Source organism: Psychroserpens sp. AS72 (assembly GCF_038900375.1).
In the GTDB taxonomy this organism is placed as follows: Bacteria; Bacteroidota; Bacteroidia; order Flavobacteriales; family Flavobacteriaceae; genus Psychroserpens.
Window position 1 is genome coordinate 58,225 of record NZ_JBBMRC010000004.1, and the last position, 25,113, is coordinate 83,337.

Annotated in this window: 30 protein-coding genes and 1 pseudogene; 13 read left to right on the plus strand and 18 right to left on the minus strand. The window is 33.2% G+C overall.

From position 1 onward, the window contains the following. Nucleotides 1–30: 30 nt before the first annotated feature. The 11 genes from WNY78_RS09090 to WNY78_RS09140 all read left to right on the plus strand — a co-directional run bounded on the left by WNY78_RS09090 (nucleotide 31) and on the right by WNY78_RS09140 (nucleotide 10,106). Entirely contained in the window at nucleotides 31–636 is a 606-nt protein-coding gene (locus WNY78_RS09090) for an LUD domain-containing protein (RefSeq protein WP_342872894.1), read from the plus strand. Next, nucleotides 637–1,458, plus strand: a complete 822-nt coding sequence (locus WNY78_RS09095; RefSeq protein WP_342872895.1) for a phosphatidate cytidylyltransferase — start codon at nucleotides 637–639, stop codon at nucleotides 1,456–1,458. It begins immediately after the preceding gene. Then, nucleotides 1,448–2,098, plus strand: a complete 651-nt coding sequence (locus WNY78_RS09100) for a phosphatidylserine decarboxylase family protein (RefSeq protein WP_342872896.1) — start codon at nucleotides 1,448–1,450, stop codon at nucleotides 2,096–2,098. Before WNY78_RS09095 ends, WNY78_RS09100 begins: the two co-directional genes overlap by 11 nt. After that, nucleotides 2,098–2,364, plus strand: coding sequence for an acyl-CoA-binding protein (locus WNY78_RS09105; RefSeq protein WP_342872897.1), 267 nt, complete (start codon nucleotides 2,098–2,100; stop codon nucleotides 2,362–2,364). The genes WNY78_RS09100 and WNY78_RS09105 overlap by 1 nt, the downstream gene beginning before the upstream one ends. Nucleotides 2,365–2,392: 28 nt before the next feature. Next, nucleotides 2,393–3,553, plus strand: a complete 1,161-nt coding sequence (locus tag WNY78_RS09110; RefSeq protein ID WP_342872898.1) for a M28 family peptidase — start codon at nucleotides 2,393–2,395, stop codon at nucleotides 3,551–3,553. Between the two features lie 13 nt (nucleotides 3,554–3,566). Further along, nucleotides 3,567–4,646 carry an NADH:flavin oxidoreductase gene (locus WNY78_RS09115; protein WP_342872899.1) on the plus strand — a complete coding sequence of 360 codons (1,080 nt, stop codon included), beginning with the start codon at nucleotides 3,567–3,569 and terminating at the stop codon, nucleotides 4,644–4,646. A gap of 174 nt (nucleotides 4,647–4,820) precedes the next feature. Next, the gene (locus WNY78_RS09120; RefSeq protein ID WP_342872900.1) at nucleotides 4,821–5,390 is read left to right on the plus strand and encodes a hypothetical protein; all 570 of its coding nucleotides are present in this window, start codon (nucleotides 4,821–4,823) and stop codon (nucleotides 5,388–5,390) included. A gap of 137 nt (nucleotides 5,391–5,527) precedes the next feature. Next, nucleotides 5,528–6,301, plus strand: coding sequence for a hypothetical protein (locus tag WNY78_RS09125; RefSeq protein ID WP_342872901.1), 774 nt, complete (start codon nucleotides 5,528–5,530; stop codon nucleotides 6,299–6,301). 192 nt (nucleotides 6,302–6,493) lie between these two features. After that, nucleotides 6,494–7,333 (plus strand): LytTR family DNA-binding domain-containing protein, encoded by an 840-nt coding sequence (locus tag WNY78_RS09130; protein WP_342872902.1) that lies wholly within the window; start codon nucleotides 6,494–6,496, stop codon nucleotides 7,331–7,333. A gap of 102 nt (nucleotides 7,334–7,435) precedes the next feature. Then, nucleotides 7,436–8,650, plus strand: a complete 1,215-nt coding sequence (locus WNY78_RS09135) for a hypothetical protein (protein ID WP_342872903.1) — start codon at nucleotides 7,436–7,438, stop codon at nucleotides 8,648–8,650. 193 nt (nucleotides 8,651–8,843) lie between these two features. Then, nucleotides 8,844–10,106 carry a serine hydrolase gene (locus WNY78_RS09140; RefSeq protein ID WP_342873180.1) on the plus strand — a complete coding sequence of 421 codons (1,263 nt, stop codon included), beginning with the start codon at nucleotides 8,844–8,846 and terminating at the stop codon, nucleotides 10,104–10,106. Nucleotides 10,107–10,383: 277 nt separating this feature from the next. Here WNY78_RS09140 and WNY78_RS09145 read toward each other — a convergent pair. Continuing rightward, nucleotides 10,384–10,521 (minus strand): annotated as a pseudogene (locus WNY78_RS09145) (amidinotransferase); the annotation flags it as partial. Between the two features lie 71 nt (nucleotides 10,522–10,592). Here WNY78_RS09145 and WNY78_RS09150 point away from each other — a divergent pair. Beyond that, nucleotides 10,593–11,504 (plus strand): hypothetical protein, encoded by a 912-nt coding sequence (locus tag WNY78_RS09150; protein WP_342872904.1) that lies wholly within the window; start codon nucleotides 10,593–10,595, stop codon nucleotides 11,502–11,504. Between the two features lies 1 nt (nucleotide 11,505). On the opposite strand, the gene WNY78_RS09155 is transcribed toward WNY78_RS09150, so the two are convergent. Together WNY78_RS09155 and WNY78_RS09160 are read right to left on the minus strand one after the other, a co-directional pair. Continuing rightward, nucleotides 11,506–12,420 carry an arginine deiminase family protein gene (locus WNY78_RS09155; protein WP_342872905.1) on the minus strand — a complete coding sequence of 305 codons (915 nt, stop codon included), beginning with the start codon at nucleotides 12,418–12,420 and terminating at the stop codon, nucleotides 11,506–11,508. A 165-nt stretch (nucleotides 12,421–12,585) separates the two neighbouring features. Beyond that, the gene (locus WNY78_RS09160) at nucleotides 12,586–13,872 is read right to left on the minus strand and encodes a citrate synthase (protein WP_342872906.1); all 1,287 of its coding nucleotides are present in this window, start codon (nucleotides 13,870–13,872) and stop codon (nucleotides 12,586–12,588) included. 204 nt (nucleotides 13,873–14,076) lie between these two features. Between WNY78_RS09160 and WNY78_RS09165 the strand changes: the two genes are divergently transcribed. Further along, the gene (locus WNY78_RS09165) at nucleotides 14,077–14,829 is read left to right on the plus strand and encodes a DUF481 domain-containing protein (protein ID WP_342872907.1); all 753 of its coding nucleotides are present in this window, start codon (nucleotides 14,077–14,079) and stop codon (nucleotides 14,827–14,829) included. 163 nt (nucleotides 14,830–14,992) lie between these two features. Here the strand turns inward: WNY78_RS09165 and eno are convergent, their stop codons facing one another. The 15 genes from eno to rplF form a co-directional block, all read right to left on the minus strand. Next, nucleotides 14,993–16,285: a phosphopyruvate hydratase gene (eno, locus tag WNY78_RS09170; protein WP_342872908.1), complete on the minus strand. Its 1,293-nt coding sequence runs from the start codon at nucleotides 16,283–16,285 to the stop codon at nucleotides 14,993–14,995. A gap of 200 nt (nucleotides 16,286–16,485) precedes the next feature. Beyond that, nucleotides 16,486–17,589 (minus strand): glutamine-hydrolyzing carbamoyl-phosphate synthase small subunit, encoded by a 1,104-nt coding sequence (carA, locus tag WNY78_RS09175; protein WP_342872909.1) that lies wholly within the window; start codon nucleotides 17,587–17,589, stop codon nucleotides 16,486–16,488. Between the two features lie 274 nt (nucleotides 17,590–17,863). Next, nucleotides 17,864–18,334: a 50S ribosomal protein L17 gene (gene rplQ / locus WNY78_RS09180; protein WP_342872910.1), complete on the minus strand. Its 471-nt coding sequence runs from the start codon at nucleotides 18,332–18,334 to the stop codon at nucleotides 17,864–17,866. 65 nt (nucleotides 18,335–18,399) lie between these two features. Further along, entirely contained in the window at nucleotides 18,400–19,392 is a 993-nt protein-coding gene (locus tag WNY78_RS09185; protein ID WP_342872911.1) for a DNA-directed RNA polymerase subunit alpha, read from the minus strand. Between the two features lie 98 nt (nucleotides 19,393–19,490). Then, nucleotides 19,491–20,096 (minus strand): 30S ribosomal protein S4, encoded by a 606-nt coding sequence (gene rpsD / locus WNY78_RS09190; RefSeq protein ID WP_342872912.1) that lies wholly within the window; start codon nucleotides 20,094–20,096, stop codon nucleotides 19,491–19,493. 214 nt (nucleotides 20,097–20,310) lie between these two features. Further along, on the minus strand, nucleotides 20,311–20,694 hold the full coding sequence (gene rpsK / locus WNY78_RS09195) for a 30S ribosomal protein S11 (RefSeq protein WP_040278719.1): 384 nt from the start codon (nucleotides 20,692–20,694) through the stop codon (nucleotides 20,311–20,313). Nucleotides 20,695–20,793: 99 nt separating this feature from the next. Beyond that, complete coding sequence (gene rpsM, locus WNY78_RS09200) at nucleotides 20,794–21,168, minus strand: 30S ribosomal protein S13 (protein ID WP_342872913.1); 375 nt, start codon at nucleotides 21,166–21,168, stop codon at nucleotides 20,794–20,796. A gap of 2 nt (nucleotides 21,169–21,170) precedes the next feature. Next, the gene (gene ykgO / locus WNY78_RS09205; protein WP_008269159.1) at nucleotides 21,171–21,287 is read right to left on the minus strand and encodes a type B 50S ribosomal protein L36; all 117 of its coding nucleotides are present in this window, start codon (nucleotides 21,285–21,287) and stop codon (nucleotides 21,171–21,173) included. A 58-nt stretch (nucleotides 21,288–21,345) separates the two neighbouring features. Continuing rightward, nucleotides 21,346–21,561, minus strand: coding sequence for a translation initiation factor IF-1 (infA, locus tag WNY78_RS09210; RefSeq protein WP_027126052.1), 216 nt, complete (start codon nucleotides 21,559–21,561; stop codon nucleotides 21,346–21,348). An 86-nt stretch (nucleotides 21,562–21,647) separates the two neighbouring features. Continuing rightward, entirely contained in the window at nucleotides 21,648–23,003 is a 1,356-nt protein-coding gene (gene secY / locus WNY78_RS09215; protein ID WP_342872914.1) for a preprotein translocase subunit SecY, read from the minus strand. A gap of 12 nt (nucleotides 23,004–23,015) precedes the next feature. Then, complete coding sequence (rplO, locus tag WNY78_RS09220) at nucleotides 23,016–23,468, minus strand: 50S ribosomal protein L15 (RefSeq protein ID WP_342872915.1); 453 nt, start codon at nucleotides 23,466–23,468, stop codon at nucleotides 23,016–23,018. A 9-nt stretch (nucleotides 23,469–23,477) separates the two neighbouring features. Further along, nucleotides 23,478–23,660: a 50S ribosomal protein L30 gene (rpmD, locus tag WNY78_RS09225; protein ID WP_342872916.1), complete on the minus strand. Its 183-nt coding sequence runs from the start codon at nucleotides 23,658–23,660 to the stop codon at nucleotides 23,478–23,480. A gap of 12 nt (nucleotides 23,661–23,672) precedes the next feature. After that, complete coding sequence (gene rpsE / locus WNY78_RS09230) at nucleotides 23,673–24,197, minus strand: 30S ribosomal protein S5 (protein WP_028871119.1); 525 nt, start codon at nucleotides 24,195–24,197, stop codon at nucleotides 23,673–23,675. Nucleotides 24,198–24,203: 6 nt separating this feature from the next. Beyond that, on the minus strand, nucleotides 24,204–24,560 hold the full coding sequence (gene rplR / locus WNY78_RS09235) for a 50S ribosomal protein L18 (RefSeq protein WP_342872917.1): 357 nt from the start codon (nucleotides 24,558–24,560) through the stop codon (nucleotides 24,204–24,206). A 10-nt stretch (nucleotides 24,561–24,570) separates the two neighbouring features. Beyond that, nucleotides 24,571–25,113 carry a 50S ribosomal protein L6 gene (gene rplF / locus WNY78_RS09240; protein WP_342872918.1) on the minus strand — a complete coding sequence of 181 codons (543 nt, stop codon included), beginning with the start codon at nucleotides 25,111–25,113 and terminating at the stop codon, nucleotides 24,571–24,573.

The following is a 25,113-nucleotide window of genomic DNA, read 5'->3' on the forward strand; positions in this document are numbered from 1 at the left end:
ATTCAATTAGGTTAATAGCTATCCCTATACATGAGTCTATTTCGTAAAATCTTCGGTTTAAAAAGCACGCCTGAAGACAACATAAAAAGCGAACAGAGAGGCAAATACATGCCAGAAATCAAGCTACCTGTTGACGAACAATTTACTATAAACTTCAAAGCAAACGGTGGAAAATTCTTGTACTGTGAAAATATGCAAGAAGTAAAAAGTTCACTTAAATCAATTTTAATAGAAAATAATTGGGAAAATGACAAAGTTTTAATGTTTGACTCACAATTAGTAGATCTTTTTAAAGATTTTAAACTTGAACAAACAAAACGAATATCTGAAAGCTCATTTTTCTTTTCTACCTGTGAATACCTTATTTCTGATGATGGCTCTCTACTTATTTCTTCAAATCAAATTGCTGAAAAGAAATTAAAAGAATTACCAGATAACTTTGTCATCTACGCAACCACAAGCCAATTTGTACAAACAATTGGTGAAGGACTTAGAGGAATTAAAGGAAAAAACAGAGAAAAAATCCCTACAAATATTACAACTATCAAACACTTTAAAACGATAGAAGATAAAGACTTCCTTACTTATGGAAGTAGTTCAAAAAACTTATATTTATTGCTTCTAGAAGATTTATAAATGAAAGAAACTTTTACAAGAGCTATCTCTGGATTGTTATATGTTTGTCTTCTAATTGGGTCACTTTTTTGGCAACATGCAGTCGTTGCTCTATTTTTTATCTTTGGGCTAATCTGTATGGCAGAGTTTAAAAAACTTATCCAATTAAAAAGCATTGTACCATATATTATCTTTTCAGTATTATACTTCGGATTTGCCTATTGGGATTTCGTAGCAAAGCCTTCTACAGGATTTAATGAAGCCTTACAAATACTATTAGTGATTACCATATTTGTTCAGCTTATTCTTATTAAAGATCTGTTTTCAGAAAAAACCATTCCGTTATTCATCTCCAAACGATTTATCATCACTACTTTTTATCTTTCTAGTGGATTCGTATTTCTAATATGCATTGCAAACCTAGAGCACACATTTACACCTTTGCTCTTATTGGGCTCATTTATATTGGTCTGGATTAATGACACCTTTGCTTATATTGTGGGTAAAAATTTCGGAAAACAAAAGCTATTTCCTAGTATTTCTCCTAAAAAAACTGTTGAAGGTTTCTTAGGCGGACTCTTTTTTGCATGTATTGCAAGTTATTTCATTTGGTATTTTACAGAAACGCTTACCTTTACACACTGGTTATTTCTAGGTATTATTGTTAGTGTCTTTGGTACCATTGGAGATTTAATAGAATCTAAATTTAAGCGTCAAGCAAAAGTCAAAGACAGTGGAGTAATTATGCCAGGACATGGAGGTTTACTAGATCGCTTAGATAGTATTATCTTTGCCGCACCATTTATATTTTTATATTTAAGACTCATCACATATGTTTCATAAAGAAGGTTATAAAATTATTCTCATTACATTAGTCATCGTCATTGGCTCTATACTTGTGATTGATCGATTTATTGATATTTCATGGTTAAGATTGCTTCTCATGATTGGGATGATAGCTGTTTTAGTATTAATTCTTCAGTTTTTTAGAAATCCAAAACGATTAACGTCACTTGATGATCATACAGCAGTGTCTCCTGTAGATGGTAAAGTCGTTGTGATAGAAGAGGTTTTTGAAAAAGAAGTCTTCAATGAAAAACGCATTCAAGTATCTGTATTTATGTCACCACTCAATGTTCACGTGACGCGATATCCTATAAGCGGAAATGTAACATTCTCAAAATATCATCCAGGAAAGTTTCTTGTGGCTTGGCATCCAAAATCTAGTGAAGAAAATGAACGTACTACAGTTGTTGTCGAAAATGATAACTTCGGAAAAGTACTGTATAGACAAATCGCAGGCGCTTTGGCAAAACGTATTGTAAATTATGCAAAAGTTGACGATAAGGCTGTACAAGGTTCAGATTCTGGGTTTATAAAATTTGGATCTCGAGTAGATGTATTCTTACCATTAGACGCAGACATTAAAGTAGAATTAAATCAAAAAGTAAAAGGAGGCGAAACTGTAATTGCTACAAAATAATGACTTCTAAAGCCTTAGACATAGAATTCGATAAAGCGGTAGAACGTATCAATGCGCATACTCAACCTTTTCCTGCAGACATGCTTTTACGTTTGTATGCCTACTACAAAAAAGCGACAAACAATTACGAAAGACCAAGCAGTCGCAAACCCATTATCAATGCATTTAAAACAAATGCTCTATTTCAAATCAAAGATGTTTCCGAAGATGAAGCCAAACGCATTTACATTGATTTGGTAAACAACTATTTTCTATATCGAAAATAGATTCTCTTTACACCTCAAAACCCAAAACATGAAAAAATTAGTTGTTTTACTTGTTACACTTTTCGCTATAAATGTAACAAGCGCACAAACCTTCAATCAATTTTACGCAGATATTGTAGCTAATACGTCGCAAGCCAATGTACTTAATGATTTAACTACATTTGAAAGTTTCGGAATCAAAACTGTTGGTTCTACAGCCTTAACAAATACCGAAAACTGGATCACCTCACGTTACCAAGCGCTTGGTTATACAGATGTGGTATTGCAACCGTTTACCTATTCCGCAGGAACAAGTAATAATATTATTGTGACTAAAACCGGAACATTATATCCAAATACGTTTTTAATTATTGATGCACATTATGATACTATTAATGGACCTGGAACCAATGATAATGGTACAGGAACCGTTTTATTATTAGAACTCGCAAGGCTTTTAGAAAATGTAGAAACTGAATATTCTATTAAATTCATTCACTTTTCTGGAGAAGAAGATGGTTTAGTTGGAAGTAACTATTATGTTAATAATACGGTGATTCCACAAAATTTAGACATCAAGCTTGTTTTTAATATCGATGAAGTTGGAGGTGTCAATGGGATGACAAATAACAAAGTGGTTTGCGAGCGTGATTTGACCAATCCGCAATCAAATAACGCAGCTTCAAGTGCTGCGACTAGTAGTTTAGCCACTTTAATAGAATTATATTCTAATTTAGATACAGAAATTTCAAATGCTTACGCATCAGATTATATCCCTTTTGAAAACAATGGTCAAATCATCACAGGTTTATATGAAAGCAACATATCACCTGTAAATCATACTGCTAACGACAATCTTGCCAATATGGATGTCGCTTATGCTTACGAAGTGATTAAAGGATCTCTTGGAGCTGCTCTAGAATTTGCGGTTGCTTTTGAAACTTTAAGCCTCGAAGAACAAGAGCATTTTAATGAAACCATTAGTATTTCTCCTAACCCATCAACAAATTATATTAATATCGCATTCCAAAATCCGTTACAACAAACGGTAGATTTTAAACTTATTGATGTTTTAGGCAAACAAGTGTATCAAGATACGTTGAGTGAGCAATTCCAAAAGATTTCTTTAGACAGCATTGCTGCTTCTCAATACTTTGCAGTTTTTAAAATTGATAATAAGCGTTTTGTAAAAACGATTATTGTTGAATAAACAGATTTAAAACATGCCTAAAACTTTAAAAACGCCATTGACATTTAATTGTGGTGTTACGATGCTTAACCGTTTTATGTTGGCACCAATGACCAATACTCAAAGTCATGAAGATGGCACACTATCTAATGATGAGTATCATTGGTTAACGATGCGAGCAAAAGGAGGTTTTGGTCTTACTATGACTTGTGCTTCTCATGTGCAAGCTATTGGTAAAGGGTTTACAGGTCAATTAGGGATTTTTTCAGATGCTCATATCGATGGTCATAAACGTTTGGCTGCTGGGATTCAAAAAGAAGGTAGCTTAGCTGTGATTCAGTTGCATCATGCTGGAATGCGTTCTCCTGAAGACGTTATTGGTGAGCAACCTGTTTGTCCGTCGGAAATTGAAAAACACAACACTCGTGCTTTAACATTAGAAGAAGTTTACACCTTACGAAACGACTTTATCGATGCAGCCATTAGAGCTCAAAAAAGTGGTTATGATGGTGTTGAAATTCATGGAGCACATGGTTATATTTTAACCCAGTTTTTAAGTGCAGATATTAATAAACGTACAGACATTTACGGTGGATCGTTAGAAAATAGAGCACGACTCATCTTTGAAATCGTAGATGGCATTCGTAAAGCCTGTAGATCACAATTTCTAGTTGGTGTTCGTTTATCTCCTGAACGTTTTGGAATGCAACTTAACGAAGTGAAAACTGTAGCACAGCAACTCATTGATACCAATCAAATAGATTTTCTAGATATCTCACTTTGGGATGTGTTTAAAACACCAGAAGATGAAACGTTTCAAAACAAATCGCTTCTCTCCCACTTTGAGGAACTCGATTTCAAGAACGTAAAATGGACGGTTGCCGGAAAAATCAATTCTGGAGCAGACGTTCACAAGGTTTTAGACACTACAGTAGATTTTGTCTCTATTGGTCATTCAGCAATTCTACATCATGATTTCCCAAAACAAGTGATGGCTAACCCAAACTTTGAACCAACACCAACACCAGTATCTAAAGCGTATTTAAAACAAGAAGGTTTAGGTGTTGATTTTATAACGTATATGAAACGTTGGGACGGATTTGTACGTGAATAAATAAACAGGTAGAAATACCTAATTAAATTTCGGCATAAGTATTTAGTTTTAAGACAGATACTAATCTTTGGTGTTGAGATTTCTAAAGTGTAATGCTTAGATATCTATTTTTTAATTCTATGTCTCAGGGAGTTTTACGACATGAGATTCTTTAGGCATATAAAATAAAATACTATGCTTGATATTAACAAACTATTAAATGCACCTCATGCACTTGTAATTCAAAAAATCGAGTGCGTTCGTACGGCTTCAGAATTAGATGCTGGAGCAACTAAGTTTTTTTCCTTTATGGCTAAAGGACTAGCGATTTTTCTCAGTAAAAAACCACAAGAAGCTGGAGGTGTCTATTCTACAACTCAAGAAGAATGGGAAGATCAAAATGAAGCTGCAGAAAGTTGGGCAGATGGAGCAAAAAAATTAGGTAATCCAGGTGGTAGTCGAGATCAACTCTACTTAAAATTTCTCAAAGGTAAAATATGGCCTAAAGACAAAAAACATTACGACATTAAAAGTGGTGAAACAGTTGCTCCTAATCTTTCACTACCTTGGCCTGATGTACTTAATACCATTGAAATAAGCTTAATGGAATGGGATGTTTTCACAGATGACTCATTGGGTACATTTAGCGTTGCAAAATCAGATTTTGACAACAGTGCCTCAAAGCAAGTTATTAAAATAGTGACTAGCGAAGAAGAAGGCAGTATCTACAAAATACATTTACACCTTAAAGAGAATAAAAAGTAAAATCATCTAGCGCTTTAAAATACGTAGAACTACGTAGTTTTTGTATGTATTAAACTAGTAACTTCGTTTCACAAACAAGTAACTATTTGATACTGATTATTTTAAATCATTATCAAATAGTTTTAACATCAATACTCATGCAAAATCCACTTACTAAAAAGGTTAACAATATAATTAACCTTGACTACAAAAAAGAAGATGACATCTGGTTACAAAAAAGCAAAACGCTCAGAAAACTCATTGGTATTTTAGGTATGGCATTACTCATAGCATTAATCATTATTACCTTTTTGTTTTTTGACCTCGCGAGACCTATAGAATCTATAAGCCACTATTATTATACCAGAGCAGGAACTGTGTTTACTGTGATTTTAAGTGTGATTGCCATTTTCTTAATTGTATATAGTGGTAAAGCACCAAAAGACTTTTATATCTCAACCTTTGCAGGCATTTTTGCTTTGTTTGTGGTATTCTTTCCAACAGGAAATTTAAGCACTGAGTGCTGTGATACATTAAAAGCATACTCTGTTACCTTTATTAATGGAAACGCTAGTGCAGGTTTTAGAGAAACCTTTCATTTAGTCTCTGCTGCACTATTTTTATTGCTGCTTGCCTATATGTCATTTTTCTTATTTACAAAATCGAATAAACCAAAAGGACAACGTGGCCACAAAAAAGTAATTAGAAATAGAATTTTTAGAGTGTGCGCAGTACTCATTGTGTTGTCTCTTATTATTATTCTTTTAGGTTTTACAGGTGTTATTGATGCAAATTTTTACATTGGTAATCAACTCACCTTTTGGATGGAAACCGTTGCAGTAGAAGCCTTTGGTTTTGCATGGCTCATTAAAGGTGAAGCAATCTTTAGTGATAATCCTGAGTTTATGGCTATGAGTGCAGTTGAGGAATAAAAATATACATAGATCTACATATTGAATTTATAATAAAAATCTACTAACTTCGTCTAGTTGAGTATATCGACAACCTGTGCTGAATTTATTTCAGTAGAGAAACAGTCGATTCCCTTATATTTTAAGTATAAATCATAAATTAATAGCAGTAACAAAGCATATTGCTTAGATTATATTTTTGAATAAAAAAAGATGATGTCATTAAACAAAACGATAGCATACACCAAAAATTGGAAACATACGTTTTGGATTGCCTTGTTACTAGGAGGACTTATTCCAATCTTATTAATGACTTTAGAACCTTTTGACAATAGTAATCGTTTCGCCTATAAATATTTAATCCTCTCTGGTTATGCATTTTGCATCATAATTCCGTTATTACTGGTTCACCCAATTGAAAATTACGTTTACAAAATTCAAACAAACCGATGGTTTATCTTAAATGAGTGTTTATATATCATAACAACACTTTTCCTAATATATATATTTTCTTTCTTTTATCATTTTTATGTGGTTAGTGGTTTGCCTACATTTACTTCCGAATTAATATGGGATTTTATAAAATCCTTCGGATTGCCATTTATACCAATCGTAGTTCCATTATGGTTGTATTTACGCTCTAAATATGGTGTTATAGAAGTTCCGATGTTTGATAAAGAGCATCCTAAAAAAGTTAAAACAGTAACTATTGTAGGAAACAATAAATCTGAAACTTTAACCATTTTTGAATCCGATTTTATTTTCGCAAAAGCACAACAGAATTATGTTGATGTTTATTTTAATACAGAAAATGGAATGGAACAACAAACATTTAGAAGTACGTTATCTAATATTATGAAACAATTGCCAAAAGCCTGGCAAGTACATCGCTCTTATTTAGTAAATCTAGATTATCTTACAACAGTAGAAGGAAATGCTAGAAAACGGTTTATGAAAATTTCTGTAAGTGAAGACACGATTCCAATTTCTCAAGTATACTACAAAGCCTTAAATAAAAGACTTTCAAATTCGTCCCTAGAGCTTCAAAAATAGCCCAAACGCTTCATTTTAAACCCAAAAGCTTCACGTTAGTCACACTCTTTTTTTGTTCTTGTTTTTATGTCTTCTCTTTGTTGAGAACTTAAAAACAAACACATGAAAACACGTACACTTTTTATCCTAGCAACATCACTATTACTTTTCGTAAGCTGCTCTTCTAGTAGATATGTAAACTATTTAAAAGAACATACAGAAGTTGTTAAAATGACCGATTCACTTCAGTTTAATTCACTCGATGAAAACTTTTATAAAAACAAACTTTTTTTGGTGGGCGAAGTACACGAAGTTGACTCATCTCCAAGAATTGATTTTGCAATGTTTACTCAACTTAATGAAAACATAACTATTGATATTTATTTAGCTGAAATGGATATAGCTCAAGCCTATTATCTCCAAGAGTATATAAAAGGATCTGATGACATTGAACTCAAAACTATACTAGAAAATTGGATTGTTCACATCGGAAGTATTTCTGAGCAATACAGAAATAAATGGATAAAAATGAGAGCTTATTATTCTCAACTACCCGAAACTTCAAAATTTGAACTTGTAGGAATTGATAGAATTTCAGACTTTGATCTGATACGAAAATTATTAAAAGAGAAACTTCCTAAGACCTATCATAAAGATATCCATGTAGAGAATGACTCATTACTATCTTGGTCACAAAATAAACTGAGTACCATTCTAGAGCAAGAGACATTCCTATTTGACAGCACTACTTTGAATTTGCTAAAAAATATTGAATACAATCTTTCTAATTATAAAAAGACCAGACATAGAGATATTTTTATGCATGAAAATTTTAAAAGATTATATGCTCAAAATAAATGGGAACATAAAAATATTTACGGTGGATTTGGTTTTTCTCATACCCTACAAGCGTATAAGTATACATTTGCTGGACTAATTAAAAAAGACTCCACATTACCTTATGCTAACAAAATGGTGAGTTTAAATACCATGTATGTAGACTCTAGATTAACTGTAGAGAGTAGATCTCTACCAAAGTTTATGCAAGATAAAGGGAAAGCGTATACAAGATTTAAGTACTCTCAAGACAATAGGTTATTTATGTATATCAAAGGCATTGCAGATTACAAAAAAGTTACAGAGCCAAACTCTATAAGTCTACTAAAATTAGATGCTGAAGGTTCACCTTATTTAAATTCGACTAGAGGCACTAAAGTAAAAAAATTGATTACTATTTGGGATGCATATGATATTATTGATGGTACATCTACAACAGACTATGCGCAATACCTGTTTTTTGTTCAAAATGCAGATTGGATCCAACCTGATGAGAATTAACCTTGCTTAACACATATGCAAAATATTTAAATAGTTGTATTGAAGAAAAAAATATAAAATATACGTAGAACTACGTATTGATTTCATCAAATAAAACAACTAACTTCGTCTAGCTGCGGATATCGACAATTGAAACAGTCGATATCCTAGCAAATTATGCTCAATTTCTAAAAACCGAACATCCTTGAAAAAAATGTACTATTACAGACTATTACTTCTTTTATTAATTGTTCCATATTCAAATTTATTTGCTCAAACTTATGATGGTTTTTCAAATAAGGAAATTCAATCCGTATTTAAGCAATGGAATTTGGATAATTGGGATGATGGAGGTGAAATATCTCGTTATATATTTTTAAATATGCCTGAATTTTGGACTCACGCCATTATCAATAGAGAAGAAAATATTAAAAGCCTGAAAGAAGATTACCGCAAAGAAATCGAGGAGTTTGTTGTTACTTCTGAATTAGGACAAATGACACTTCAAAACTATGTCAAAACTAGCGAGAAAGTGGATGGTATGATAATATTGCAAGGAGACCGTATTGTATATGAAGCCTACCCAAGAATGTTTCCAAACGATAGGCATCTTTACTGGTCAGTATCTAAAGTGTTTGCTTCAACTCTTATAGCAATTTTGGAAGACAGAAAACAACTTGATGTGACAAAACCGATAGAACATTATCTACCTGAACTTAAAGGGTCTGGATGGGAAAACGTTCCTGTTATTGACATTCTCGATATGGCTTCAGGAATTGATTGTCGTGAATGGGTTGATGGTGCTTTTGAAAACCCTGAAACTTGTTACTATCAATTTGAAGCAGCACTTGGATTTCTAAAACGAACAGAAAAAACCGCAGACAATGCTTTTGAGCACATTAAGACCTTATCATCTGCAAAAACCTCTGGAGAGGTATTTGAATATACTTCAGTAAACACATTCGTTCTCTCTTGCCTCATAGAGAGAATCACAGGTCTTTCTTATGCCAAAAATATTGAACGTGAAATTTGGCGAAAAATCGGTGCGGAATCTGATGCATTTATTACTCAAACAAATGGCACTAGCATTTCACACGCAGGAATTAATTCTACACTTCGAGATTTAGCTCGATTTGGCTATATGTTTCTGAACGAAGGTCGTTCAACTGAAAATGCTTTCGTTTCAAATGAATATTTTGATAAAATTCAAAAGCAAGGTCGTCCTCACTTGGTAACTGCATACGGTTCTGAAAATTACACACTTGATAAAGAAGTTGTTCGTCACAATACCTATCAATGGGACAAAGTAATGGAAGACGGAGATTTTTATAAAGGTGGATTTAGCGGACAAGGTCTTTACATTTCTCCTTCTCGCAATTTAGTGATAGCCTTTTTTGGAACTGCCGATGATGATGGAGTTTATAACGAATTAGATGATATTTCAAGACAGGTTTCTAAATCAGACCTTTTTAATTAATAGAAGAACTGAATTAAAACATAGCATAACAATGTATATAAAAAATAGACGAATTAATGCTAAATTCAAGGTTTCGGCTCTTATCAAAGTTTGTGCTTAACCGAAAGTTTCGTGCTTCGAAATCGCCTACTTTTCATATACTAACCGTTAGACGAACCAACCCAAAAATCCTAGTAAATATTTCACAAAACTACTCCACATTCTAACAAGAAACAAAGTTTAAAAAACTAGATCATGTTTTAGATTATTTTCATAATCATGATAAAATAGCAGTAAACTAATCCCTAACCAAAGGTAAGGTACTACAACGTAATAAGCCTTCTTGTTTTGCAATTTCAGCATAAGGTACTTCTTCTACTGTAAATCCTTGCTTACGAAGCCATGTGTTTAATCGTGTGAAGTTTTGCTCTGAAATGAAAAAAGGTATAATAACTTAACTATAAATTGCTTAGTTTAGTACACTACCAACAAGATTTCTAAACACTAATGAATATAGACATTTTATCAATATTAGGCCAACCACTAAAATCAACTTTAGTACAAGACATTCTTAAAAAGTCTGGTATTGAATTAAGAAAGAAGACTATATTTTATGACGATGGTGATTCTTTTGAGACAGAAGGGTTTTACAGTAAATTATATGACATCATAATTGATTTTGAACATAATGCCGAAGGTGATAAAATAGTAAACGAAATAACTATAGATCCTACAGGTGGACCTTTAACTTTAGGGTTGCCTTTTGGTTTACAATTAAAAGATTCATCAGACACGATTATAATCAAGCTAGATAAAAAGCCAAAATCGAAAGAGAAATCTATTATGATTTCCAAAGACCCTGAAGATTATCAATATGCATGGTGGTTTGAAAAAGACCATCAAAGAATATTAACAGCCCTTAATGGTCATCATGAATTATTATGGATGAGAATAAAGGCATTTAGCCAACAAGAATTGCAAATTTTAGAGTTGAAAAAAAATCTTAAGCTTCAAAAAGACAACATTAATTTAGAAGTTGATTTTTCCGAAATACTCAAAGAATCACCTTGTTTAAGATGGACACAGTCATTAAAAGAAAATGAAATTTTTAGAAATACAAAATCTGATGAGTATGTTGAAGATTTCTGGTTTAACAACAACATTATTAAAGATAGCGAAGTACTAATTACAGATTATTTAGAGAAACTAACCATAGCTTGCTCTAAACGAAGCGGAATTCAAATTTACAATGCAGTAAAATGGTTCGTAAAAAAATTAAATACACTCAATAATAGAAATAACGGATTTATAGAAACCTTAGAACGTGACGAATTGGGTGTTTTTATAGATAAAACCATTGAACGCACTGGACTCAAAATAGACGACACTGATATCACCGAAGAATGGAGAGAATGGTAATTTAATCCCTAACCAAAGGCAATGTACTACAACGTAACAAGCCTTCTTGTTTTGCAATTTCAGCATAAGGGACTTCTTCTACTGTAAACCCTTGCTCTCGAAGCCATGTGTTTAATCGTGTGAAGTTTTGTTCTGAGATGATAACGCTTTCCGAAATAGAAAATACGTTACTATTCATATTGTACATTTCATCTTTCGAAATGATGAAGCAATTCTCTTTTCCGAAGAAATTAAGCAACCACTCATACTCGTCTTCTTGTAAAAAACCTTCTTTGTGTAAAATGGCTTTATTGGTGCCAATAGGTTGAAAGCAGCAATCGAGATGTAAGGCATTATCTTTTGGGTTGACTTGAGATTTACGCAAATTAAAACTCTTAACCGTTTTATGAGGAAACTGTTTAGTAATGTACTCCACACCTTCTAGATTGGTACGTGCAACGATATAATTGGCATAGTCTGGCTCACGATAGGTCCCAATAAAAATATGATCATTCCAAACGAGAACGTCTCCACCTTCTATATGAACGTCCTCTGGTGGACGCAATACTTTCTCAGGATTCATCTGATCAATCACGTATTGAATTGCGTCTAGCTCCTCTTCGCGATCTGGTAAAATATTAGCTTTTATAAAAATATCATCAATGACAAAACCAATGTCTCTACTAAAAATTTGGTTACAGTCTTGTATGATTTCTGGTCGATACACTTTAACATCATACTTATCAAAAACGTGTGCAACGGCTTCCATTTCTTTAACCATATCTTCTTCTACAGGATAGGTTCCTGCTTTGATATGCTCTAAAGATTTTGGGTCATAAGCTTGTTCAATCGTTGGTGTTGGACCATTGCTTATTGCTGTACCGAGAATAACTTCTCGCAATCGAGAGGTTTCATTTTTGACGTTGAGTTTTATCATAGTTACAAATATAAAAAAAGAGGTTGTATCAAAGTAAACATTTTTAATATGTCACATTGAGTGTAATCGAAATGCTTTATTTCTAAAACTTTGGTTTTCGATTGCGCTCAAACTAACACTAGTCTAGCTTTTTAAACAACCTCTTTAATCTAGCTTAATTTAAGCCTATCTTTTACTAATTTCTTTGAATGGTCTGTACGTTTCTCCAACATATAATTGACGTGGACGACCAATTGGTTCTTTACGTGTACGCATTTCTTTCCATTGTGCGATCCAACCTGGTAAACGACCTAAAGCAAACATTACTGTAAACATATCTACAGGAATTCCCATGGCTCTATAAATAATACCAGAGTAGAAATCAACGTTTGGATATAATTTTCTGTCTACAAAATATGGATCTTCTAAAGCTTCTTTAGCTAATCCTTTAGCGATATCAAGAATTGGATCATCAATTCCTAAATCTCCTAAAACCTCATCTGCTGCAACTTTTATAATTTTTGCTCTTGGATCAAAGTTTTTATAAACACGATGTCCAAAGCCCATTAAACGGAAAGGATCATTCTTGTCTTTAGCCTTAGCCATATATTTCTTTGTATCGCCTCCATCTTGTTTGATGTCTTCTAACATTTCTAAAACGGCTTGATTGGCTCCACCATGAAGTGGTCCCCAAAGTGCAGAAATACCAGCAGATAATGACACAAATAATCCAGCATGTGATGAACCAGTAATTCTCACTGTAGATGTAGAACAGTTTTGCTCATGGTCTGCATGAAGAATTAATAATTTATCTAAAGCATTTACTAAAATTGGGTTTTGAGTGTATTCTTCATTAGGACGTTTAAACATCATTTGTAAAATATTCTCAACGTATCCTAAAGATGAATTACCATAATCTAATGGCATTCCATTCTTTTTACGCATCGTCCAAGCTACTAAAATTGGGAATTTACCCAAAATTCTTACAATAGCATTGTACATTTCTTCTTCAGAATCTACATTCACAGATGTAGGATTAAAAGCGGTTAATGCACTAGTTAACGATGCCAAAACTCCCATTGGATGCGCAGATTTTGGAAACGCATCTAAAATCTTTTTAATATCGTCATCAACTACAGCATGCTTTTTTATATCTGAATGAAATTTTTCGAGTTCTTCTGTATTTGGTAATTCTCCAAATATTAAAAGAAAAGCAACTTCAAGAAAATCTGCCTTTTCTGCTAACTCCTCAATTGAGTATCCTCTATATCTTAAAATTCCTTTTTCTCCATCTAAAAACGTAATAGCACTCTCACAAGAACCTGTATTTTTATATCCAGGATCAAGGGTTGTAACACCTCCTGTAACTCCTCTCAAGGTTTTGATATCTATTGCGACTTCATTTTCTGTACCTGTAATTAACGGAAACTCGTATTTTTGTCCATCAATTTCTAGTGTAGCTTTATCTGACATTTATTATAAGATTTTATTAAAATTTATTTTATTCTGCGGAATGCTAATTTACAAAATATATAAGGATTTACGAAGTACATTTATAATGCTTTTAACAATTATCATATTGACAAAATATATGATTGTTTTCTTCGGAAATATCTTATATCTATAATTGTGAGGCTTCATTATAAATTTTAATTTTGCGACTTAATTATCAAGCACATGTCAAAGTTTTTATATCTCATTTTTTTATTAAGTGCAACAGGCTTCTCTCAAGTTGTCAATGTTGAAACATTACGAAAAACTTCCGATTCGGCAAAATGGACAGGCTCAGTAAGTCTTGATGTGTCACTGATAAAAAATAAGAATGATATTTTCAGAATTGCGAATAAAGCGCATGTACAATATAACGATCAAATAAATTTATGGCTATTTGTTAATGATTTAAACTTTCAGAAGATAGAAGACAACGATTTAATAAATCGAGGTACACAGCATTTACGTTATAATAGAAAAATCTCTAAGCGTGTGAAGTGGGAAGCTTTTGTACAAGCACAATACGATGCCATTTCGCAAATTGATTTTAGAGGTTTGGTTGGTACTGGTCCGCGTTTTAAACTCTCAAAAAGTGATGATTACCGTTTCTATTTAGGAACTTTAATTATGTACGAATATGAAAAAGCTGCTGATGTGATTAGCAATAGCACACAAAACGACGTGAGAGGAAGTGCCTATTTATCGTTTAGTTTGTATCCTACGGAAACGATAAGCATCATTAGTACGAGCTATTACCAGCCAAAATTAGACGCTTTTAGTGACTATAGGTTTTCTAGTAATACCGCACTCCTATTTGAAATTTACAAGAATTTGGCGTTTAAAACCAACTTTAATTTTTTCTATGATGCGGTTCCTGTGAGTTCGAGCATTCCGAATACACAATTTGAATTGACTAATGGATTGGTTTATAGTTTTTAGGTGTCATTCAGTGTGTCACATTGAGCGTCGTCGAAATGCGAAAGCGAAGAATCTTTATTTTTAATGAGATTCTTCAGTCGTCAAAAATGACTCCTTCTGAAGCACATAAAAAAACCTACACGAACTAACGTATAGGTTTTAAATTTATATAGATAAAACTATCTTACTTAATTTTAAAAGCATTTAAGCCTGGAAAATAAGCAACAGTATCTAATTCTTCTTCGATACGTAATAACTGATTATATTTTGCCATACGATCACTACGAGACGCAGAACCTGTTTTAATTTGACCTGTATTTAAAGCCACAGCCAAATCTGCAATCGTGTTATCTTCTGTTTCTCCAGAACGATGCGACATTACAGATGTATAACCTGCATTATGTGCCATATTTACTGCGGAAATCGTCTCAGTCAACGTCCCAATCTGGTTTACTTTAATAAGTATTGAGTTAGCGATTCCGTTTTCAATACCTCTAGATAAACGTTCTACATTAGTCACGAATAAATCATCACCAACTAATTGTACTTTATCACCAATTTGCTCAGTTAAGTATTTCCAACCGTCCCAATCATTTTCATCCATTCCATCTTCTATAGAAAGGATTGGGTATTTACGTGATAATTCGGCTAAATAATCTGCTTGTTCTTTACTCGTACGAACTTTTCCTGTGTCACCTTCAAATTTTGTGTAATCATATTTACCGTCCACATAAAATTCTGCAGCAGCACAATCTAAAGCAATCATCACATCATCACCTAATTTGTATCCTGCATTTGCTACAGCTTTTGCTATTGTTTCTAGAGCGTCTTCTGTTCCACCTTCTAAGTTTGGTGCAAATCCTCCTTCATCACCAACAGCTGTACTTAAACCTCTATCATGCAATACTTTTTTAAGATTATGAAAAATCTCAGTTCCCATTTGCATTGCATGTGTAAAGTTTTTTGCTTTTACAGGCATCACCATAAACTCCTGAAATGCAATTGGTGCATCACTATGAGAACCACCATTAATGATATTCATCATTGGTACTGGTAAAGTGTTTGCACTTACACCTCCAACATATCTGTATAATGGCATACCTAACTCACCAGCAGCAGCTTTTGCAGCAGCAAGAGACACTCCTAAAATAGCATTAGCTCCTAATTTAGATTTGTTTTTTGTACCATCAAGATCAATCATTAATTGATCAATTCTATTTTGATCAAAAACAGATTCTCCTAATAATTCTTGAGCGATAATTGAATTTACATTGTCAACAGCTTTAGTAACTCCTTTTCCCATGTAGGCTTTTCCGCCATCTCTTAACTCTACAGCTTCATGTTCTCCAGTTGACGCACCAGAAGGCACTGCTGCTCTTCCCATTATTCCGTTTTCTGTAACCACATCTACTTCTACAGTTGGGTTTCCTCTTGAATCTAAAATTTGTCTTGCATGAATGTTAATGATAATGCTCATTGTATGTGTTTTATAATTGTTATTTGATTATTAAGATACTGAAACGAGTTCAGCATGACTAATCATTTTGATTAGTCAAATTTACGAAATAGTTGGTCTATATGGAATTAACATAACTCAGAATTACAATAAAACTTAACTACAATGTTTTCGTAAAATAGAAAAAGCAACGAATTATATGTTTCATTGCTTTTTTGTTACTAGTTCTTTTTCATATTTTGAATAAACTGGTCAAATAAATAAACCGAATCGTTTGGACCAGGACTTGCTTCTGGATGATATTGTACAGAAAAGCAATTTTTATTTTTTAGTTTAATACCTGCAACAGTGTCATCGTTGAGATGCACATGTGTGATTTCAATATCTGGATGATTTTCAGTTTCTTCTCTGTTAATAGCGAATCCGTGATTTTGAGATGTGATTTCACCTTTCGTTGTAATTAAATTTAGTACAGGATGATTAATTCCTCTATGTCCATTATGCATTTTATAAGTTGAAATCCCATTTGCTAAAGCAATGACTTGATGACCTAAGCAAATCCCAAATAATGGTAAATCCCTTTTAATGATTTCTTTTGCTACTGCTTGCGCTTCTACTAAAGGTTCTGGATCTCCAGGACCATTAGATAAGAAATAACCGTTTGGTTTGAATGCTTCTAAATCCTCAAATTTTGAATTGTATGGAAACACTTTGATGTAAGCATCTCGTTTTGCGAGATTACGTAGAATGTTCTTTTTAATCCCAATGTCTAAGGCTGCAATTTTATACGTTGCATTCTCATCACCATAAAAGTATGGTTCTTTAGTTGAGACTTTTGATGCTAACTCTAAACCTTCCATACTTGGTACTTCGGAAAGTTGCTTCTTCAAGTCTTCAACATTTTCAACATCTGTTGAGATGACTGCATTCATAACTCCATGATCTCTAATGTGACTTACAAGTGCTCTTGTATCTACATCTGAAATCGCTAGAAGGTTATTATCATCAAGGAACTCTTCTAATGATTTGTCTCCATCTGGACGAGAATAGTTGAAACTAAAATTTTTACATATTAATCCAGCAATTTTAACAGCATCAGATTCTGATTCTTCGTTTTTGGTACCATAATTTCCAATATGGGCATTTGTTGTTACCATTAACTGTCCGAAATATGAAGGGTCTGTAAAAATTTCTTGATAACCAGTTGTACCTGTATTAAAACAAACTTCACCAAAGGCAGTTCCTTCTTTGCCAATTGATTTACCGTGAAAAATTGTTCCGTCTGCGAGTAGGATTAAGGCCTTTTTACGTTTTTGGTATTTCATTGTTGCGTATGTTGTAATGTTGTTGTTGTTGTTGTTGTTTGTTTAGTTTTTACTATATCGTATAATTTTCTCCTGCGTTAAGGATTGAGGCTTTGTTGGAGCTCCTCGAAGAGAGCGACTGCCGAAAGCCTGACTTTTTACTCATACCTACAAGGTTTTAAAAACCTTGTAGGTATGAGTAAAAAGTAACGCCCAAAATAGTTTCACAAAAATCCATAAAAAAAAGGATAATCTAAAATAGATTATCCTTTATATATTAAATGCTTATTAACATTTATTCTTCTTCGTTAGTTGCTTTAGTTTCAACTGGAGCAGCTGCTGGTTTAGAACCTCCTCGACGACTTCTTCTTGTAGTCTTCTTCTCAGCTTTACCTGCGTTGTAGATTTCGTTGTAATCAACTAATTCTATCATTGCCATATCAGCGTTATCACCAAGTCTGTTTCCTAATTTGATGATTCTTGTATAACCACCTGGACGATCACCAATTTTTGGAGCTACGTCTCTGAATAATTCAGTTACAAACTCCTTTTGTCTTAACTTAGCCATAACGATACGTCTGTTGTGAGTTGTATCTGTTTTTGACTTTGTAATCATTGGTTCAACAAATTGTTTTAAAGCTTTTGCTTTTGCAACAGTTGTGTTGATACGTTTATGCTCAATTAATGAACATGCCATGTTAGCTAACATTGCTTTTCTATGAGCAGTTTGTCTTCCTAAATGGTTAAATTTCTTTCCGTGTCTCATGACGTTTGTTTTATCATCTTGCTACCAAACTCGTAAATCGAGGAGCAAAATATGATTGTTTAAAATTAATCTTTATCTAATTTATATTTTGCTAAGTCCATTCCGAAGTTAAGACCTTTAACATTTACAAGCTCTTCTAGCTCAGTTAAAGATTTCTTACCAAAGTTACGGAACTTCATTAAGTCATTCTTATTGAAAGATACTAAGTCTCCTAGAGTATCTACTTCTGCAGCTTTTAAACAGTTTAATGCACGTACAGAAAGATCCATATCAACTAATTTAGTTTTCAATAGTTGTCTCATGTGAAGTGATTCTTCATCATAAGTTTCTGTTTGAGCAATTTCATCAGCTTCAAGAGTGATACGCTCATCAGAGAATAACATGAAGTGGTGAATTAATATTTTAGCAGCTTCAGTTAAAGCATCTTTTGGTGCGATAGAACCGTCAGTTTGAATTTCGAAAACTAATTTTTCAAAATCGGTCTTTTGTTCAACACGCCAGTTTTCAATGCTATACTTAACATTTGTGATTGGAGTATATATTGAATCTGTAAAGATTGTTCCAATTGGTGCAGAAGCTTTTTTATTTTCTTCAGCAGGAACATATCCTCTACCTTTTTCAATAGTGATCTCCATATTGATATTTACTTTAGGATCTAAATTACAAATCACTAAGTCTTTGTTCAATACTTGGAATCCTGAGATAAACTTTTGGAAGTCACCTGCAGTAATTTGATTTTGTCCAGAGATAGAGATTGAAACAGATTCGTTATCAACTTCATCAATTTGACGTTTAAAGTTTACTTGCTTTAAGTTCAAAATCATTTCTGTAACATCCTCAACTACACCAGTAATTGTTGAAAATTCGTGATCTACACCTTCTATTCTAATAGATGTGATTGCAAAACCTTCTAAAGAAGATAATAACACTCTTCTAAGTGCATTACCTACTGTTAATCCATAACCTGGTTCTAAAGGTCTAAATTCAAATTTACCTTCGAACTCAGTAGAATCAATCATGATTACTTTGTCGGGCTTCTGAAAATTTAAAATTGCCATATGTTTCTTCGTTTTAATTGTTATTTGGTTGCGCGAATTATAAGTTTGAAGATTACAAATAAATCCTTTGGCCAAATACCAATACTATGATTAATTAATTATTTAGAATACAATTCAACGATGTACTGTTCGTTGATATTTTCTGGAATTTGAATTCTTTCTGGAATAGAAACGTAAGTTCCTTGTTTAGTATCATTGTTCCATGTAATCCATTCAAATACATTGCTAGAATTAGCTAATGAACTTTGAATCGCTTCTAAAGATTTAGATTTTTCTCTAACCGCTACAACATCTCCTGCTTTTAATTGGTAAGAAGGAATGTTTACGATTTCACCATTTACAGTGATATGTCTGTGAGATACTAATTGTCTAGCTCCACTTCTAGAAGGAGATAAACCCATTCTATAAGCTACGTTATCTAAACGAGATTCACAAAGTTGAAGTAAAACTTGACCTGTGATTCCTTGAGCAGCTGTTGCTTTTTTGAACATGTTTCTGAATTGCTTTTCTAATATACCGTAAGTATATTTTGCTTTTTGCTTTTCCATTAACTGGATTGCATATTCAGATTTTTTTCCACGCCTTTTAGCGTTTCCGTGTTGACCTGGAGGATAGTTTCTTTTCTCGAAAGCTTTATCATCTCCAAAAATAGCTTCACCGAATTTTCGGGCTATTTTAGTTTTAGGACCAGTATATCTTGCCATTTTAAAATTTGTTTAGAGAGTGTTTGTGAATTAAGGTCTTAATCTTATCCTTCGACGAACGTTGATCTCTCGTTGATACTTGTTTGTTATTTTTCAGTTTGCAAATTTATGCAAAATAAACTAATATCATACATAAATGCATTAATATTAGTTTATCATATTTTAAAAGTAAATGCGCAATAATATATTGCGCAGTATCTGAGGTTATTTCAGATTATACTCTTCTTCTTTTTGGAGGACGACAACCATTATGTGGTAATGGAGTAACATCAATAATTTCTGTTACTTCGATACCTGCATTATGAAGAGATCTTATTGCAGATTCTCTACCGTTACCTGGTCCTTTTACGTATACTTTCACTTTTTTCAATCCAGCTTCTTTTGCTACTCCTGCACAATCTTCTGCAGCTAATTGAGCAGCATATGGTGTGTTCTTTTTAGAACCTCTAAATCCCATTTTACCAGCTGATGACCATGAAATAACGTCACCTTTTTTGTTTGTTAAAGAAATAAGGATGTTGTTAAAAGATGCAGCGATGTGTGCTTCTCCAACAGCGTCTACTATAACCTTACGTTTTTTAGTACTTGACTTTGCCATATTATTTTAGCTTTTAGTATTAGTTAATAGTCGCTAGAATCCTAAACCGTTAAATTTCAAACAGATTCTTTCCAACGTCTAAAGACTAAAGACTATTTATTATTTAGTTGCTTTTTTCTTGTTAGCAACAGTTTTTCTTCTACCTTTTCTAGTTCTAGAGTTGTTTTTAGTTCTCTGACCTCTTAATGGAAGTCCAGCTCTATGACGAATACCTCTGTAACATCCAATATCCATTAATCGCTTAATGTTTAATTGTGTTTCAGAACGTAATTCACCTTCTATAGTATAAGATCCAACAGCGTCACGGATTGCTCCAATTTGCTCATCTGTCCAATCTTCTACTTTGATGTTTTCGTCCACTTTAGCTGTTGCTAAAACTTCTACTGCTCTACTTCTACCTACTCCGTAGATATAAGTTAAAGAGATTACTCCTCTTTTCTGTTTTGGTATGTCTACACCTGCAATTCTTGCCATAATTACCCTTGTCTTTGTTTGAATCTAGGATTCTTTTTGTTAATGACGTAAAGTCTACCTTTTCTGCGGACTAATTTACAGTCGGCACTTCTTTTTTTAACTGATGCTCTTACTTTCATCTTTGATTATTAATTATTTACTAAAACAAAATGGAACCTCAAGGTTTCACTTTGCTATTTAGTATCTATAAGTTATGCGAGCCTTACTTAAATCATAAGGACTCATTTCTAATTTTACTTTATCTCCAGGTAACAATTTAATGTAATGCATACGCATTTTACCTGAAATGTGTGCTGTCACAATGTGACCATTTTCTAGTTCAACTCGGAACATCGCATTTGATAATGCTTCAATGATTGATCCGTCTTGTTCTATTGCTGCTTGTTTTGCCATATTATATATTTTAGTGTTTAGCCTTGGATTAGCAAATACCTTGCCTAAAAATTTTCCGAAGATAAACCTCTAAATTTGTATTACATTTAAGCTACTGCTTTTCTGTTTTTTCCAGTCTTCATCAAACCATCATAATGTTTATTCAACAAGTATGAATTAATTTGCTGCATCGTGTCTATTGCAACTCCAACCATAATTAGTAGCGATGTGCCACCAAAGAATAATGCCCAACCACCTTGAACACCCATGATCTTAACTATAATAGCTGGGAACACAGCAATAAGTGCTAAGAAAATAGAACCAGGTAATGTTATTTGAGACATTATTTTATCTAAATACTCTGATGTTTCTGTTCCTGGTCTAATACCTGGAATAAAACCACCACTTCTTTTTAAATCATCTGCCATCTTGTTCGTAGGAACAGTAATCGCAGTATAGAAATATGTAAAGACAATGATTAAGAAAGCAAACAATACATTATACCACAATCCAAAAGGATCGTTAAACTGTGATTGCATCCATTGACCAACTTCACTTGAAGAACCCATAGATTTTCCAATTAAACTAGGTACAAACATAATAGCCTGAGCAAAGATAATTGGCATTACACCAGAAGCATTAAGTTTTAAAGGTAAAAATTGTCTATTACCTCCAAAAACATTTTTCTCATATCCACCAGAAGCAGTACGTCTTGCATATTGAACTGCAATTTTACGAACAGCCATAACTAACATGATAGATGCTAATATGATTACAAACCAAACTACAAGTTCAATTAAGATCATCATTAAACCACCATTTCCTCCACCATCTAAACGAGATGCTGCATTTTGTATAAATGATGATGGTAACGTTGCAATAATACCAACCATTATTAATAATGATATACCATTACCAATACCTTTATCTGTAATCTTTTCTCCTAACCACATTGCAAAGATACATCCTGTAACTAATATAATTACTGAAGAGATGTAAAATTGAGGACCTGTTCCTAACAAAAATGCTGAAGAAGGAATCCCAAAGGCAGGCTGTAAACTAGCCAAATATCCTGGTGCTTGGAATAAACAAATGATGATTGTTAACCAACGTGTGATTTGAGTAATCTTCTTTTGTCCACTCGCTCCTTCTTTTTGTAATTTCTGTAAATATGGAATAGCGATTCCCATTAACTGTACTACAATAGAAGCCGAAATGTAAGGCATAATACCAAGTGCAAAAACTGAAGCATTTGCAAAGGCACCACCAGTAAACATATTAAGAATTCCTAATATACCTCCATCAGTACCATCAGCTAAACCTCCAAGTTGATTTGCATCAATACCTGGTAAAACAACCTGAGCACCAAAACGGTACACTAAAAGTAAACCAAGCGTAAGAATGATTCTATCTTTTAGTTCGGTTATTTTCCAAACATTTTTTAATGTATCTATTATTTTCATACTAAAGTGTTCTTATAAAGTTACAGCTTCTCCACCTGCAGCTTCAATTGCAGCTTTTGCTGAAGCAGTAAATTTATGAGCAGTTACTGTTAATTTTGATTTTAATTCACCACGACCAAGAATTTTCACTACTTCATTCTTTCCCGCCAAACCTAGTTCAACTAGAGTTTGAAAATCAACTGCATCCTTTATTTTCTTGTTATCTACTAACTCTTGTAATTTATCTAAGTTTACACCTTGATATTCTACACGGTTAATATTTGTAAATCCAAATTTAGGAACTCTTCTTTGTAGTGGCATTTGACCACCTTCGAAACCTAATTTTTTAGAATAACCTGAACGAGATTTTGCTCCTTTGTGACCACGTGTTGCAGTACCACCTTTTCCAGAACCTTGTCCTCTACCTATTCTTTTACCTTGATTCTTTGTAGAACCTTCTGCTGGTTTTAAATTACTTAAGTTCATTGTATCTTATTATTTTGTTTCTTCTACAGAAACTAAATGTGAAACTTTACTTACCATTCCAAGTATACTTGGAGACGCATCGTGCAATTTGGTTTGACCAATTTTCTTTAAACCAAGAGATTCTAAAATTCTCTTTTGGTTTTGCGTACGATTTATTGCGCTTTTTACTTTTGTTACTTTAATCTTTGCCATCGTCCTATTGGATTAACCGTTAAATACTTTTTCAAGAGAAATACCTCTATCCTTTGCAATTGTTCTTGCGTCTCTTAATTGTAATAAAGCATCAAAAGTTGCTTTTACTACATTATGAGGATTAGAAGATCCTTGAGATTTAGATAATACATCGTGAATACCAACTGCTTCTAAAACTGTTCTCACAGCACCACCAGCAATTACACCTGTACCAGGAGCAGCAGGAATAATATTTACTCTTGCTCCACCAAATTTACCTTTTTGTTCGTGAGGTAAAGTTCCTTTAATAATAGGAATTCTAACTAAATTTTTCTTAGCATCTTCAACAGCTTTTGCAATAGCAGTAGCTACATCTTTAGATTTTCCTAAACCGTGACCTACAACTCCAGCTTCATCACCAACCACTACGATCGCTGAAAAACCAAAAGCTCTACCACCTTTTGTTACTTTAGTAACTCTTTGAACACCAACTAAACGATCTTTAAGATCAATTCCACTTGGTTTTACTAGTTCTGCGTTTTTATATTTCTGATACATAGTGTCTTAAAATTTAAGTCCGCCTTCTCTTGCGCCTTCAGCTAATGATTTTACTCTTCCGTGATATTGGTATCCACCTCTATCAAAAGATATTGTGTTAATACCAGCTTTTATTGCTTTTTCAGCTACAGCTTTACCAACTAGGGCAGCTTTTTCTGATTTAGTTCCTTTTGCAGAAACTACATCCTTGTCTCTTGAAGATGCTGCAGCTAAAGTTTTACCTGTTACATCGTCTACAACTTGAGCGTAGATTTCTTTATTACTTCTAAAAACAGCTAATCTAGGTCTTGCTTCTGTACCAGAAACAACCTTACGGATTCTGCTTTTTATTCTTAGTCTCTTTTCGTTCTTTGTTAATGCCATAACTAATTTTTTAAGCTGATTTACCTGCTTTTCTTCTTAATTCTTCACCAACAAACTTAACACCTTTACCTTTGTAAGGCTCTGGTGGTCTAAATCCGCGAATTTTCGCAGCGACTTGTCCAACTAATTGTTTATCGTGAGATGTTAATTTTATTATTGGGTTTTTACCTTTCTCTGAAATGGTCTCAATTTGTACTTCTGGTGCAATATCTAATACGATATTGTGAGAGAATCCTAAAGCCAAATCTAATTTTTGACCTTGGTTAGATGCTCTATAACCTACACCTACAAGTTCTAATTGTTTAGTCCATCCTTTAGATACACCTTCTATCATGTTGTGCATTAAAGATCTGTATAAACCGTGTTTAGCTTTTTGTTCTTTATTATCTGATGATCTTGTTACAAGCACGTTTCCGTCTTCAACTTTGATTTCAACAGTATCGTATGGTTGTGTTAATTCACCTAATTTACCTTTTACTGTAACTAAGCTATCTTTAACATCAACTGTAACACCTTCTACTATTGCTACTGGATTATTTCCTATTCTTGACAT